General features: G+C 41.4%; 13 protein-coding genes. 3 read left to right on the top strand and 10 right to left on the bottom strand.

All coding sequences use genetic code 11. From position 1 onward, the window contains the following. Positions 1-201: 201 nt before the first annotated feature. The 3 genes from L4D20_RS02610 to L4D20_RS02600 all read right to left on the bottom strand — a co-directional run bounded on the left by L4D20_RS02610 (position 202) and on the right by L4D20_RS02600 (position 3,364). A complete protein-coding gene (locus tag L4D20_RS02610; protein ID WP_428799999.1) occupies positions 202-1,584 on the bottom strand; it encodes a histidine kinase sensor domain-containing protein in 1,383 nt (460 codons plus the stop codon). Next, positions 1,584-2,249, bottom strand: a complete 666-nt coding sequence (locus L4D20_RS02605; RefSeq protein ID WP_428799998.1) for a response regulator transcription factor — start codon at positions 2,247-2,249, stop codon at positions 1,584-1,586. The genes L4D20_RS02610 and L4D20_RS02605 overlap by 1 nt, the downstream gene beginning before the upstream one ends. Positions 2,250-2,365: 116 nt before the next feature. After that, positions 2,366-3,364: a succinylglutamate desuccinylase/aspartoacylase family protein gene (locus L4D20_RS02600; RefSeq protein WP_428799997.1), complete on the bottom strand. Its 999-nt coding sequence runs from the start codon at positions 3,362-3,364 to the stop codon at positions 2,366-2,368. 330 nt (positions 3,365-3,694) lie between these two features. Between L4D20_RS02600 and L4D20_RS02595 the strand changes: the two genes are divergently transcribed. Next, positions 3,695-4,915 carry a cyclic di-GMP phosphodiesterase gene (locus L4D20_RS02595; RefSeq protein ID WP_428799996.1) on the top strand — a complete coding sequence of 407 codons (1,221 nt, stop codon included), beginning with the start codon at positions 3,695-3,697 and terminating at the stop codon, positions 4,913-4,915. Positions 4,916-4,950: 35 nt separating this feature from the next. On the opposite strand, the gene L4D20_RS02590 is transcribed toward L4D20_RS02595, so the two are convergent. Further along, positions 4,951-5,664, bottom strand: a complete 714-nt coding sequence (locus L4D20_RS02590; protein WP_428799995.1) for a DNA alkylation repair protein — start codon at positions 5,662-5,664, stop codon at positions 4,951-4,953. A gap of 234 nt (positions 5,665-5,898) precedes the next feature. Here L4D20_RS02590 and L4D20_RS02585 point away from each other — a divergent pair, with 234 nt between their 5' ends. Further along, entirely contained in the window at positions 5,899-6,705 is an 807-nt protein-coding gene (locus L4D20_RS02585; RefSeq protein ID WP_428799994.1) for a hypothetical protein, read from the top strand. Between the two features lie 32 nt (positions 6,706-6,737). On the opposite strand, the gene vctC is transcribed toward L4D20_RS02585, so the two are convergent. The 6 genes from vctC to L4D20_RS02555 all read right to left on the bottom strand — a co-directional run bounded on the left by vctC (position 6,738) and on the right by L4D20_RS02555 (position 13,119). Next, entirely contained in the window at positions 6,738-7,493 is a 756-nt protein-coding gene (gene vctC / locus L4D20_RS02580; protein WP_428799993.1) for an iron chelate ABC transporter ATP-binding protein VctC, read from the bottom strand. A 5-nt stretch (positions 7,494-7,498) separates the two neighbouring features. Next, positions 7,499-8,449, bottom strand: a complete 951-nt coding sequence (gene vctG / locus L4D20_RS02575) for an iron chelate uptake ABC transporter permease subunit VctG (protein WP_428799992.1) — start codon at positions 8,447-8,449, stop codon at positions 7,499-7,501. After that, the gene (gene vctD, locus L4D20_RS02570; RefSeq protein WP_428799991.1) at positions 8,439-9,377 is read right to left on the bottom strand and encodes an iron chelate uptake ABC transporter permease subunit VctD; all 939 of its coding nucleotides are present in this window, start codon (positions 9,375-9,377) and stop codon (positions 8,439-8,441) included. Before vctD ends, vctG begins: the two co-directional genes overlap by 11 nt. 25 nt (positions 9,378-9,402) lie before the next feature. Continuing rightward, the gene (locus tag L4D20_RS02565) at positions 9,403-10,344 is read right to left on the bottom strand and encodes a siderophore ABC transporter substrate-binding protein (protein WP_428799990.1); all 942 of its coding nucleotides are present in this window, start codon (positions 10,342-10,344) and stop codon (positions 9,403-9,405) included. Between the two features lie 176 nt (positions 10,345-10,520). Then, positions 10,521-11,597: a PQQ-dependent sugar dehydrogenase gene (locus tag L4D20_RS02560; protein ID WP_428799989.1), complete on the bottom strand. Its 1,077-nt coding sequence runs from the start codon at positions 11,595-11,597 to the stop codon at positions 10,521-10,523. Between the two features lie 139 nt (positions 11,598-11,736). After that, positions 11,737-13,119: an MATE family efflux transporter gene (locus L4D20_RS02555; RefSeq protein ID WP_428800741.1), complete on the bottom strand. Its 1,383-nt coding sequence runs from the start codon at positions 13,117-13,119 to the stop codon at positions 11,737-11,739. Positions 13,120-13,408: 289 nt separating this feature from the next. On the opposite strand from L4D20_RS02555, the gene L4D20_RS02550 reads away from it, so the two are divergent. Next, on the top strand, positions 13,409-14,425 hold the full coding sequence (locus tag L4D20_RS02550) for a helix-turn-helix domain-containing protein (RefSeq protein WP_428799988.1): 1,017 nt from the start codon (positions 13,409-13,411) through the stop codon (positions 14,423-14,425). Positions 14,426-14,490 lie beyond the last annotated feature (65 nt).

Here is a 14,490-nt window from a genome sequence, read left to right as displayed (position 1 = left end):
CAGGTTTCGGCTCATTTGATGAGCTATTCCTGTTAATCCGTTTCCGGTACCACTGAATTATTTCGGAGGTGAATATAAGTGATAATTATTACCATTTGCATTAAATTTACATTCTTTGCATTCGTAAATTTTTGTAAAGATTCACCAATCAATCTAACAACACGCCATCAGATATAAAAAAGGCGCTATAAAGCGCCATTTTTAATCAATTGGGAACAATAAACTAACCCGCAGTCCACCATTTTTTCTATTTTCAGCAATAACTTGACCTTGCATCAGAACCATCGCCTCTTTAACAATCGCAAGCCCGAGACCGTAACCGCCAGATTGCTTGTCACGCGCTGACTCTAAGCGTGTAAATGGATCAAATATCCGTTCTAGTTGGCTTTCTGGAATGCCTAGTCCGTTATCTTCTATAGTTATAACGCTGCAGCGCTTGGCATAAGTAGCTTCAAAACAAGAAACTATTATCTCGGCTTCCTCCCCTGCATATTTAACGGCATTAGCGATTAAGTTACCAAGCACTCGTAACAATAGACGTTCATCCGCTTTTACAAAGTTGGTTAGGTCATTCCGGTCATTCATTACTAGCGTTTGATTAGGCTTCACATCAGCCTGCATCTGATTGACTTGTAGAGAACAATATTGCTCTAGCTGAACAAGGGTCAGTTTCGCATCGTATCGAGAATTTTCTAATCGACTGAATTCCAAAATCTCCCCAACCAAATCATTCATTTCTTCGGTTTCTTTCTCTAAACGATCAAGTAAGTACTGCTCATTGCTAGGGATTTTATTACGGAGTAAATGCAGTGCGAGGTTTTGCCTTGCTAATGGTGTTCTTAATTCGTGAGAGACATCTCTGATGAGCCTACGCTGCTTCTCTGCGAGTGAATGTATCTCATTAGTCATATGATCGAAATCTTGTGCCAATTCATTGAACTCACGTGTCTTTGATTTTAGTTCCGAAACAACACTCACTGAAAAGTCGCCCTTTGAGAGCCTTCTACTCGCTTCTCGTAATCTATCCAAAGGCTGTTGAAGACTCTTCGCCATGATGATTGAAAATAAGGTCAAGATTACGAGTGCAATAAAGGCTTTGATCAGTGAAAAATACAAAGAGAAATGTTGAGCTGGGTGGACCTGATGAGGTAGTTGAATCACCAGTGTTTTATTTTGAACTAACTTGATACCAAAAATTGGTTTATTAACACGGGCATCTAGCTGATGATTTAAATCACGTAGATACCGAAGCTTGAATTCAAAGTGAGGGTGCATATTTCTATGTGTAATTGGATGATTTTCTGCATCCAGCACAAATAAGTAATACGGCTGAGCGTTGGCCCAATCCGCCAGTTCATCCATGTCCCCCTCTTCGATTAACACGTTAGCTTGATATGCCATATCTAACATGTCTACCTTGACGGTTTGTGGAACTTTAAGAAGAGCCTTCATCAAGGCTTTTTCTGCAAGCCCTTGAAGAATCAATATTGATACAAGAATGACCGTTAGGTAGCTAAAGAGCTTAAAGGTTAACCCGTCTTTTCGTTTAGCAATAAATTCAGGGCATCGAATACAGTTTTTCATTAAGCCCCAACCGTTTCTAAATAACTGTACCCTTTGCCTCGCACCGTTTTTATATGTTGTTTAGAAAGCCCTGCTTGCACTAATTTGCGACGAATATTGCTGATGTGCATATCTAAGTTTCTATCAAAAGGACACAGTTCCTTTTTTAACACTCTCACTTGTAAATCAGATTTTGAAACCACCACACCGTGGTTTTTGATTAAGTAATCTAACAATTCAGATTCTGTACCCGTTAACGGTAACCGGGATAATTGCTCGTTTAATCCCTTATTATTGGTGGCGATAGATTGCCTTTGCTTTTCTAAGCCAACTCTACGCAATATAACTTTGATTCGAGTTAATAACTCAGGAACCTTAAACGGTTTTGCAATATATTGATCCGCACCCGCTTGGTAACCATCTAGCATTGACGCTTCATCATTGAGGGCTGTGAGCATTAGGATTGGAGTGGCGAATCGCTGACAGATTCGACGAGCAACTTGAAGGCCGCTCAAATTAGGGAGCATCACATCAAGTAACACTAAGTCGACGGGATTACTTTGAATAAACTCTAATGCACTTTCACCGCAGTGTACTGAATCTACGTGATAGCCCTCCTCTTCAAGGACTTCACTAAGAAGTTCACATAACTGAATATCATCATCGACAACTAAAACACGTGACATAATTGCGCACCATTAAACAATAATGGTTCGCATTCTAATTATCAGTTATATCAAATACAACCATTTATCTTGTATCACCCAATTCTAGGGAGAATGAGGATAACTTACATAACGGCTTAGCGTATCAATCTTACGACCAAGGAACCCGGTGCTCGCACTGATTCAACATTATGGCTGATCACCGTGCCATTGATGGGGGAGGTATAAATTTCCACTTCATCGCCAAAGCTATTGTACTGCTTGGCTAACATCTGCCCTTTTTTTACTGTATCCATCAACTCGACGTGACAAATAACAAAGCCACCTTGTTTAGCTCGTACGCTGATAATCTCATTGCCCTCAATACAGGGAACTTGAGCTGATTCAATCTCACCAGATAGAATTTCATACGATTTAAGAATATTGAGCACGCCTTGAGTGGCTCGATCTATCATCTCTAAATCGGTATAGCGTCCAACCCCCACTTCAATAGTAATTGATGGAATACCGGCTCGATTGTAAACCGTTTCAAGAACGCCCGGATCACCAGGGTCATTAAGAATAACGTCTGGAGCGATGAGCTTTGCCATACGTACTGAGTCTTCCAATCGATAGTCTGCGAAGGCATAAAGTGGGTACGTTGAACCACTCGTCTGAGAGTGAAGGTCAATCGCCAAGTCAGTATTTGGTTTTAATAAATTTTCCCACAGACTATGAGCATAACGACTGGCATCATCGCCTGTAGAACTACCAGGAAATACACGATTTAGATTGGCAGAGGAGCTATCGGGCGCCGCTGAGTGGAAATCACGGCTATGGCGGGCAATACCTGAAAGGTTCACCGTGGGTACTATGATGACCGAGCCAGCGAGATCTTTACCTACTAACGTTCTTGCTAATTTTTGAGCGGTTAAAATACCGTTTTGCTCATCTCCGTGGATACCGGCCGTAATCATTATTCGCTTACCCGATTTTTTACCCTTAAAGACTCTAACCGCTAAGGTTTGAGGATGGCCAATAGCATCGGTCGCAACCGCAAACCAAAACTTATGTTCACCCGCTTCAAGAGCATTGACATCCAATGCTTGAATGGTTGGGTACATCGGTACAATACATTCGTTAAAAGAACGGGCCATTATGCTTTTCCATTACTAAACCATGACTCTCATACTAACTTAAACAAGAAGATCACGCTTAGGTATAATTGCAGTAAAGTGCACTGTATATACTTAATATATATAGGGTTATTAACATAATACTATCAAAGTAAATCGAACGTCACTCTGAACCCAAACATTACATGGTGAATTATTAATCACATAATGTTTACCTAACTTATGATAGATCTCACTATTGATAGATTTAACATATTTTATTCAGGTTTTTATAACCTATATGTATTTTTGCTACACTATAAAGAGGTAGAATCAAACCAGTGATCGCCAGAACCTGAACCTTCCTTTGTTATGCTGTATAAAATTGAAGAATCCATAAAAATATCTATCGAGACGTTGTCTGTTGGCATGTTTGTAACAGCAATAGAAAACACAAAGCGCGTGAACTTGTCTAATGCAGGACGAGTCTCTTCCGCGTCGGCTATTGACCAGTTAATAAGCAACGGTATTAAATTTGTTTGGGTAGACCCTAAACTATCGAAAGATGGCTGCATAATAAAACCTATTCAAGCTGCGCAAGTTGAAAGTGAAAACACGCAAGCCGCCTCTTCTGCTATACCTACTAAACTGAAAAAGCCTAAAACCTTTAGCCGACATGCTAATCAAAAAAAAGCGAAAAAACTGATTGATGATGCTAGAGGGCTAGCTAATCGTGTGATGAGCCAGACTTTTGAAGGTAAGGTAATCGAACTCGATAAGATTGGCGAGCTCGCAGAGAATATTATTGAGTCTCTTCTCGTCGATTCCGATGCTCTAAGGTGTGTGTCGGCTTTGAGGCAAAAAGACGAATATTTGTTAGAGCACTCCGTTAATGTAGCCTGTTTGCTCGTCACGTTTGGTAAACATTTAGATTTAGACAAGGCCTTACTCAAACAGATGGCTATTGGAGGATTCATTCATGATATTGGGAAAACCAAAGTTAAGAATGAAGTTCTAAATAAACCCGCTAAGTTGACGCCAGATGAATTTGAGCATATTAAGCTGCATCAAGTATTTGCTGGTAAATTGATTTTCGATATCGAAGGTCTGAGTGACGTTAGCCGCGATGTCTGTTTGATGCATCACGAAAAACTCGATGGTAATGGCTACCCTCTTGGCCTCAAAGGAGAAGAGATACCGCAGCATGGGCGTATGGCATGTATTGTTGATATTTACGACGCGCTGACCGCTGACCGTTGTTATAAAAAAGGAATGAGCTCTGCTGAAGCCTTTAAAATCATGCTTGGCTTAACGCCATTTCACCTCGACTCAGAATTGGTCTACAAATTTATTAATTGTATAGGTGTTTACCCTGTCGGCTCATTGATAGAACTTTCAGACGGCAGAGTGGCCATTGTTTGGACGTCAAATCCCTCACAGCCGCTAAAGCCCGAAGTGAAGTGCTTTTATTCAAATAAATACAAACGTTTTACCGATGTTGCGCTCGTCGACCTTAAGAGCAGTAATTTGAAGATTGAAAGAGCAATATCTCCATCATCTATCAAAGTGGACCCAACCCCATTTTACGAGTAATCAGGAATGGTAGTATTTGGGTTCTAGAGAGTAACTTAGACCTTCCCTGCCTTTTTTAGTAATTTGAGCCCTTCTCTGTGTGCTAACCCTTGAATACCTTGGGTGCTAATAAAATTTACGACCGCATTCGCGTCCGTTCTTGAATATTCCCGAAGAGACCAACCAATCGCTTTTTGAATGAAAAACTCTTTATCCGATTGGTTTTCTCGAATCAGCGAAAACAGAAGCTCAGGGTCAGTGTTATCTTTGTATTTTAGCTGAAAGAGCAACGTTGTTCGTCGTAACCAAATGTTATCGCTATTTCGCCATTTGTTAATATATTCCCCTGTTTCATCAGGATGGTTGAGAAACAGAGTTCCAGCGATATGTGTGGCAAGCATGTCAACGGTATCCCACCACGATTTTGTCGTGATCCAACGCTCTAGGGCCACCAACATGGTTGTGGGTAACTGTTTTTTTAGCTTGATAAGAAGATCCACCGCCACCATTTGAAATTCTCGTTCAGGCATAGCCCAAAGCTCATCGATTACAGCCGGTAGCTCCTCAATTGATGGAAGTACACTCTTAGTGAAAAGCTCCTTCAAAGCTGTCCGGCGTGGTCCAGATTGAATGCCAAAATACGCATATTGATCACGCATGTAAGACTTCATAAAGCTGGCATTTTCAGCGTTGGCTAGAGGAATAAGTGCATTTTTCACACTTTGAACCCAATGATGTTTAGGTAGTGATTGACCCGCCAAATCATGCATAAGTAACCTAATTCTTTGTTGAGAGTACAGTTCGCACCATACACTTTAAATTGCGGTCGTTGTAGTTTTGTCCTCCAGTATTCAATCAATAGCTCGAAACTGGAAAGCTCAAACATATCTTCTTAAACCTTGATTTTATAACTCCGTGACTTGGAACCTTTTTCTAGCTGACATAGTGGGATAGGATGCATATTGAACTTTAGGTTATTCTTTATCCAATTATAACGAGGCTATATGCTTAAGTTACGACACTTTATTCCACTATCATTTCTATTTTTGTCGCCACTAAGCTACGCTGACTACCCTAGCCTTAGTTCTACAACGATTGATTCCAACGGAACTCGGCTCGTTGATACGAATAATGTAGTTAAACTCGCCATCGAACAAAATCGCTTTATTCCCCTTCGTTACAATCAAAAATTCAAAGATCATCGTGCCGATCTATTTAAAGAAGTCGAACAATTAGGAGAGTATGAACTCAACGCTTATGTAAATTCTTCATTGGTGCGAGGAATTCAAAATATCGTTGGGGAGTTTGCATGTGTTAGCTATCGCCATTATTCAGAAAAACCTCAGGCGAGTTCATGCAATGATACGTCTAGCATCAGTCCATCTAACAGTAAGGAAAACAACGTTAGTAGCCATTCGAAATTAGAAGGAAAGCCTTTTATCTACGGTCAATACGTCAACAATCGACTGACTACAACACTAAATAACATTTCCATACCAGCTCGTAGCTACGACCTATTCCTTCCGAGTGCACAAGAAAAGCCACTCAATACTATTTGGGGCGCAGTCCACCAACTTGATTCATCTCGAATATTCAATAATGATACGAAACCTACGGTACTGACTGTCTATATCGATGCGTATAAAATGAACCAAGATGGTGAACGTACAGATAACGTCATTGAAGGTGCACAAGTGATCTTAGTCGTTGTTCCTAGAGTGTCTGAAATAGCCCTAAGAGAAGATGAAAAATCGGCTCGCGATTTCGCTATCAATCACGCTAAAGTTATCGTGCCAGTCTACTCGCAATAATAGCGCTTGATAACAGATACCGAGTTCAACACTTAATAGTAAGTACACATACGCTGGCCATTTACTTCAACAATATTAAATGGCGTTTCGTAAATATCAGCCAAAACATCAGAGCGAATCACATCTTCTACTTTGCCATTTACCACGATTTCTCCGCTCTTTAAAGCAATGATGATATCGGAATAGCAGGCTGCGAAATTGATATCATGAATGACCACAACCACGGCTTTGTCCATCTCGTGTGCCAACCTCTGAATATTACGCATGATCTGCAACGAGTGCTTGATATCGAGGTTATTAAGCGGTTCATCTAAAAATACATAATCGGTATCTTGGGCAATCACCATCGCAATATAAGCTAACTGACGCTGACCACCACTGAGTTCATCCAGATACTTATGTTGAATCAAACGTAGGTCAAGATAATCAATTGCCCGCTCAATGACACTCTCGTCATGCTTATTTAACTTACCCTGCGAATATGGGAAACGCCCAAATGAAACCATTTCGCGAACGGTAAAGCGCATCGTGACACTGTTTGATTGCCTAAGAACCGCAAGTCTTTTTGCCAGCTCTTTAGTGTCCCACTCTGCAATCTCTTTGCAGTCTACAATAACCTGACCGTGATCTTTCGAAACTAAACGGCTCGCCATTGAAAGTAAGGTACTTTTACCTGCACCGTTGGGGCCTATGATTGACGTTACTTTGCCTTTTTCAAATTCCGCACTCGCATCATCGACGACGTTATTTTCACCAAATGCCTTGGTCAGGTTTTTCAGTTTGATCATAAAGTTTAAGTCACTTTGTTGCGCAGTAGCATCGAAAGAAAATAGACACCACCAATAAAATTAATCACCCCGCTTAGCGTTGTCGAGAAGCTAAATATATTTTCGACGACCCACTGCCCGCTAAGCAAAGCCGCTACCGCAGAAAGAGAACATGCAATAAGCAAAACACTGTGTTTGTAGGTGCTGAACAGCTCCCGAGTTAAGTTGGTTACTAAAATACCAAAGAACATGATTGGTCCAATTAATGCGGTAGATATGGCTATGAGTACCGCTGAAAGCACCAGAACTCGCATTGTCACCTTACGAACATCCACACCAAGGCTAATTGCGTTGTCTCTGTCTAACCAAAATACATCTAGCTGAAAATGCATTCGATATAAGCTAATGCAGACAATCGACAATATCGGCACGCATAAATAGACCAGCTCCACTTTGATATTATTAAAACTGGCAAACATACTCGATTGCACTGAAGCAAAGTCGTTAGGGTCCATTAACATAATTAAAAATGAAGAGATATTTGAAAACAGCTGGCCAAGGATCACGCCTAGCAATAGCAGCGCTATTAAATTGTGCTTTCCGCTTCTGAAGTAAAAATAAAACAACAGCAGTGAAAAACCCAACATGATCACAACAGAAATAGCGAAATTGATGTATTCGTTAAGAACAACAACGCTAAAACCGCCAAACAGCGCGACTACAATCACTTGTGTAAGCAGGTAAAGGGAGTCAAACCCCATGATACTTGGCGTTAATATCCGATTGTTGGTGATGGTTTGAAACGCCAGCGACGATTGAGCGATCGCAACACCGGCTAATATCATCGCAACCACTTTAGGTACACGCCTAGAGAGGAAATATTGATAATTATCTGCTGTTAAACCTAGGCCAATAAATAGTGAAGTAAACACGACACAAAACAGTGAGAGTAGTATTAATTTTGTTTTATCCTGCACTCTTTTGACCTCGCAGAATCAACGTTATAAATACGCCTCCACCAATGATACTAATGATCATCGAAATAGGAACTTCATATGGGAATATAATCATGCGACTTGCCAGATCACAGACAAGCACCACTATTGCACCAAGCAACGCAGTCAGCGGAATATTCTTTCTTAAATTATCACCAAAATAGTGGCTGACTAAATTTGGCACTATCAGCCCTAGAAATGGAAGCTGACCAACGATCATTACCACCGTTGCAGACATAACCGAAACCAGTATCACGCCAATAACGACCACTTGCTGATAATTTAGTCCTAAGTTAGTGGCAAAATCTTTACCAATACCCACCGCCGATATACGAGCAGCATATAAATAGCTAAATATGGCAACAGGAAGTGCGATGTAAAGTAGTTCAAAGTCCCCTTGAAGAATATTAGCAAAGTTGGCAACCGCCCACCCTGACATGTTCTGAACCGCATCGTATTTGTAAGCAATGAAGCTCGCAGCAGATTGCACAACATTGCCAAAAATAATGCCGATAAGTGGCACAAAAATCGCGTTCTTAAATTGAATACGCTGAATAAACTGGATGAAGATTAGTGTGCCAAGCATCGCTGTCACAAATATCAGCCAGATATTGTTACCATTGCCAAAGAGCACAAGACTTAACACGTAACCAAACATTGCACACTCGATGGTGCCAGATGTCGATGGTGCAGCAAATCGATTTTGGCTGATCTGCTGCATGATAAGTCCGGCAATACTAAGCCCAGCACCAGCAAGTAAAATAGCGAGTAGCCTTGGGACGCGGCTTAAGAACAACAGCGCCCACGCATCGGGGTCACCATTAACAAGTAATATGAACGATAAGTCTCCAACGCCGACAAAGAGCGATAGAGCACTTAATATCAACATACCAAGCAATAACCTTTTCACAGCTAACCTCTGCTTGATCTATATCTTAGTTAAGACCGATTGACTCTTTTACATCGGTGATCATCTGCTCTGTGGCTGTTACACCCGCAATTGAAAGATACCAGGCGTTGATATCAAGGTAAGCCATATGGCCATTCTTATACGCTTTCGTCGCTTGTACTAATTCATTTTCAAACTCTGCTTGAGTGTTACTGGTGCCTTTATTGACCAACTTATCTTTATCGATAATCAGCAATGTAGAGGGATTAGATTTGCCAATGAACTCATAAGAAATCAAATCGCCATGACGAGTTGCTTTAATTCCTTCGACCGTTTGTTTAAAACCAAAATCTTTATAGATTGAAGAAAAACGAGAATTTTCACCAAAGGTCGTGATATTGCCACCTGAACTCATCACTGTCAGTGCATCGATGCTGTGGTTTTGGTTATAGCGACGTATAGATTCGAATTGCTGATCGAGTGACTCGATTTTCTGCTCAACCTTTTCTTCGATGTTAAAGACCTTACCTAGGTTACGCCACTGCTGTTGTGTACTATTCCAGTAACCTTGATCAGCCTCAGCAGCAAAGACAACAGTCGGCGCAATTTTACTTAGTTCTTCATAGTTACTCGCACCTCGAGCACCGACAATAATAACGTCTGGCTTTTGCATATAGATAGCTTCGAAGTCCGGTTCGAACAAACTGCCTGATGACGCGTACTGTTCACCTTTGTACTTATTCAAATACGTTGGAAGCGTTGCCGCTTTTGAAATCGCTACGGGATCAATACCAAAACGGTCTAGTGCATCTAATGGTCCTAAGCCGATTACTACAACTCGTTTAGGCTGTGTTTCAAGTGTAACGCTGCCCAGACGGTGCGTCACCTCGACCGTGTTGTTTGACGCAGAATTAGCAAGTGCAATACTTGTAAAGGAGTAAAACGACGCAATTGCGCCAATGATAAGAAGGCTTGCTTTAACTGCCATGTAAATCCCTTAATGCAAATCGTTTGTATTTAGATTCGCGAATATACATATTTTATATAGGCATATCAACTAGCTTGACGTTTTTGATCGGAATTAACGGCAGTTGTGTACTAAATCAATCGTCCAACGAACGATCACTTTATCATCGTATTCTGCGGCGAATGAAGTGTGGGATATTAGCGTATTAACCGGTACAGATTGCCTCTGTCAGTACTAAAGAAAATATCTCCTTTTGACGATACTTCAATGTCTCGAATGCGCTCTCCGAGCTTTTCCATAATCCTCTCTTCTGCTACCGCCTTCCCTTCTTCATCAATCGTTACGATATTTATGTGAGTTAGCTTAAGTGCACCCGCTAGGAGTTTACCTTTTAGCTCTGGGAACTTGTTACCTTGATACAAAACTAGGCTACTAGGCGCAATAGATGGGATGTAAATCTTAACAGGAGGCTCAATGCCCTCTTTTTCAATCGGCTCACCAACTTGAATAGGTCCCCAGTACTCTTTTCCAAAAGAGACTATCGGCCAGCCATAGTTAGCTCCTTTCTTAATTAGGTTAATTTCATCACCACCACGGGGACCGTGCTCTATTGACCACATTTTTTGGGTAGTCGTATCAAAAAACAGACCTTGAGGGTTTCGATGACCATAACTCCATATTTCATTAAGTACCGAATGGTTGTCGACATAAGGGTTATCAGATGGAACCGTTCCGTCAGGATTCAGACGTAAGATCGAGCCAGCATGCGTCTGAGTATTCTGGCCATTGTCGCGCTCACCACGATCACCAATGGAAAAATAAACGCTATTACCGTCAAACGCAATGCGGCTACCAAAATGACGGCCAGTATCGGTACGAGACTTTGACACAAGTAGATCTTGCCAACCAGAGACTGTTCCATTGACATAGGTTGCTAGAGCAAGTGTCGTCGCCCCTTCCCCACTAACATCTTTGCTGTAAGTGACGTATATCTTATTGTCATCAAATGGAGAAAGTGCAATATCAAAAATGCCCCCTTGACCTTTTGCCCAAACGCTAGCGATCTCAGCCACCACATGATGCGTACCTGTTGATAGGTCCACTTGCCTAATTGCACCATTTCGCTCAGTAATGAGCATGGTATTGTCATCAACATAGGCTAGCCCCCACGGAATCGCAAAACCACTCGCGATTTTTTCTACATTCCAGGCATACACATTGGTCGATGCAAGCATCAAAAAGATAATCACGCCGACTCCTTGAATATTGTTCATCCCTTTCTCTAACCTATTACTTAGCTTTTCTAAAGCATAGCGTTTGATAAGAAACGATTCTGTGAATAATGTTGTTTAAAACGTAACATTGAAAGAAAACAGCGATAACATGGAGGTGCTATTTAATTGCCTTTGCGTATTAGCTTAGCGGGGCATTATTTAGCTGTAGTGACGAACGCCTATTAATGACGTATTGCAACCGCAGCAGCATAAGTACGGCTGCGACGGTTAACCCTGTTAGAATTCCGATCCAAAATCCTTTTTCACTCATTGCAGGGACAATGTAATCTGTCAGTCCTAAAACAATACCAAGAGGTAATGCTAACCCCCAATAGGACGCTATTGCTAAAAACATCGGAACTTTAGTGTCTTTATAGCCACGTAAAGCGCCATTGGCAGACGTTTGAAGAGCGTCACTAAATTGATACAGCGCGGTAAAACCTAATAACGTTGCCGCTGTTGCGCTGATGGCAGGGTCAGTGGTGTAAAGACGAATGATCCAATCAGGAAATAACAAGAAAGTTGCAACAGACATCAGTGATATTAAACCCGCAACTATGATCCCTATCTTGCTACGCTCAATCGCTCCTAATTCATCTTTTTCACCCAGCGCATGGCCAACACGAATAGTAATTCCAAATGAAATACTCATTGGAATGACGTATGTCATACTCGAAATATTGAGTGCAATCTGTGCTGCGGCGACATTTTCGGCTCCTATACGGCCAATCATAAGCGCTATAACTGAAAAAATACTGCCGCAAACTGCAATGTTCATTCCGATCGGCAAGCCTAGTTTCAATAGATGAAACATTTCTTTTGCCCTTGGTGTCGCGTTTGAAGAACGAATAATATTTTTGTAATGGTGATGCCCTTTGATGTAGGAATACAGCAACCCAGACATCAGCCAATAGACTAAACTCGTTGCCCACCCACAGCCTACGGCGCCCAATTCAGGGAATCCAAATTTGCCGTAAATCAGAATGTAGTTAACCGGAATATTTACGAGTAAACCCACGACCGAAATGATCATCGGTACTTTGGTATTGTTCATTCCCTCACAGAAGCCGTTCAAGGTGTAGAACAAGGCTATACCCGGCACACCAAATGCCAGTGCAAAAGCGTAATCGCTAGCAATCGGGATGATTTCAGACGCGACTCCAATCCATTCCAAAATGGATCTTGCGCTGGTTAAGTAGGCGATCAGTATTACGCTAGAGATCAACGCTAACCAAACCATTTGGAAAAATTCAACAGAGACACTTTCAAAGTCTCGAGCACCGCGGTGATACGCTACGACAGGTGTCAGAGCCATGATAATCCCACGGAGTAACAGCAACACAGGGATCCAAAGGCTGGTACCCAGTGCGATCGCAGCCAAATCGGCTGCGCTTACTTGGCCTGCCATTGTCGTGTCAACAAACCCCATCGCCTGAGTGGCAATTTGGGTAAAAATAATAGGAATAGATAGATGCATCAAAGCACCCGATTCACGAGTAAAAGGACGGAATTTCGTTAGCATGGGAAGTTCAAACACCAATATAAATGCGCCAATGAAGGCAGGATAGCGAGTACGCATTTTAGGATGTGCCCGTTAGGCGGCGGTAATATAAACGCCATGCTCTACAGGGTCAAGGCTTGTTCATAGGGTTTTAGCTACCACATGTTGTGGCGCTAGGACTTGGTGTATATCACGTCTACGATAAGGATCGCTTTAAGTCATAGCAATAGTCATCATAATTAGTTAACTTGGCCCAATATGTTCAGTCGCTAATGTTAGCGGTCCCTTATTTAACTTTAAGATACTAGATATGATTCAACCCAAATTACACCTCACCGCAAATAAAGCATGGTTCGCAATGCTTGAATCAGCGTTAGTTAAATCAAATGTGGATATTGAAGAAGCATTTTTGGGAAAAGAGAATATTAAACGCTTAAAGAAAAGCGATCACATCGATGTCACTGAATTTAAACAAGCTATTCTTCGCGCAACGGAAATGGGCGACAGCGCGACAATTGCAAGGCACTGTGCAGAAGAATTTGACCCAATCGCCTTTGGTCCAGCAGGTATCGCACTCTCTACTGCGCCTACACTTCGTAGCTTTTTAAAATTGTATTCTGAGCTATATGTACATTTTCTTCCGTCGATCCGCATCATACATAAACCAGTACCACACGGGGTTGAGTTGTGGCTTATAAACCCAGAAATGTATAACAATGAAGAAGATACGGCTTATCAATTACAATTAATTTATTCAATGGTAATGATCAACTTCATTCGGCATTGTGTTTCAAGCTCTGAATTTACCTTCATTTATAAACTCATATCTTGGTATTACCCAGACCAGCTACGCAAAGACTTTGAGCAACAGTACAATATTAAGATAGAGACAGGGAGTGACTTTCGACGAATCTGTTTCGATGACAAGTATCTTGATTTGCCTTTGAAAAACAGTAACGCAAGTGTTCACTACGCTATGACTTCACTGGCCTATGAACAACGAGCACAGATTGAAAAAAGAAGCTTACTGCCACAAATCTATACCATCTTTGAATCTCATGACATTGCAGCGATCTCCTTAGATAAGACCGCAAAACTTCTCTTTCTCAGTCGTCGGACGTTTACTCGTCGACTGGCTCTTGAAGGAGTGAGTTTCAACCAAATATTTGAGCGCTATAAACTCGAAAAAGCACTAACCCTACTCAATGAGCAACAAGACATTACGACCATAGCTTTAGAACTAGGATTTAGAAACCTGTCTTCTTTTTCTAGGGCGTTTAAACGATGGACAGGAAAGTCACCTTCCATTGTTCTAGCACATAGATAACCTCATTATAATTTGGCCCAATAAGATAAATCAATGTCTGTATTGGTGAAGCGACCAGTACGATA

Origin of the sequence: Vibrio kyushuensis (assembly GCF_050337325.1) — a bacterium.
GTDB lineage: Bacteria > Pseudomonadota > Gammaproteobacteria > Enterobacterales > Vibrionaceae > Vibrio > Vibrio kyushuensis.
This window is presented reverse-complemented; position numbering and strand designations above follow the sequence as displayed.